This window comes from Vibrio sp. 1402 (genome assembly GCF_033340275.1).
Genome location: NZ_JAWOWE010000452.1, coordinates 1 through 597 on the forward strand (window position 1 = coordinate 1; position 597 = coordinate 597).

Here is a 597-nt window from a genome sequence, read left to right on the forward strand (position 1 = left end):
CCGCTCGGTAGTATTATGTCAATGGCAACCACAACCCTCATCGCCGTTGCATTTAAAGCTGACATCAGTTTAATCGCGAGCCTAGTAGGTAAGTCAGTGACCACTCCGATTGCAATGGAAATCTCAAGCCACCTTGGTGGCGAAGCGGCAGTCGCTGCAATCTTAGTACTGATCGTAGGTCTTCTTGGCGCTATTTTGGCGTACCCAATCTACAACCTAATCGGCATTAAGCATCCAATTGCTCGTGGTTTGACGATGGGCACAGTATCGCACGCGCTTGGTACTGCGACTTGCGCAGAGAAACAACCTGGCGACGCAGCGTTTTCATCGTTAGCGTTGGTGCTATGTGGCATCATCACCTCCATTCTAGCTCCGAGCTTTTTTGGTTTAGCAATCTGGCTATATCAATAAGTCATTGTGACGGTCTGTCCTCCCTCCGACAGGCCGTCACTTTCCTTTTCTCATCGTAGTACGCTGTTGAAAACGATTTTCGCTACAAAGCACACTTCCCATCTAACGTGTCCCAACAAGATTCATAACTAAACGCTATCTTTCGCTGCTAGCATATTTTCATTACTTGGGTATATGAATATCCAT

General features: G+C 47.1%; 1 protein-coding gene. It reads left to right on the plus strand.

The features are described 5' to 3' along the window. The coding region (locus R7044_RS26620; RefSeq protein WP_225456164.1) for an LrgB family protein at positions 1-411 on the plus strand (411 nt) is incomplete at its 5' end. Between the last annotated feature and the right edge of the window lie 186 nt (positions 412-597).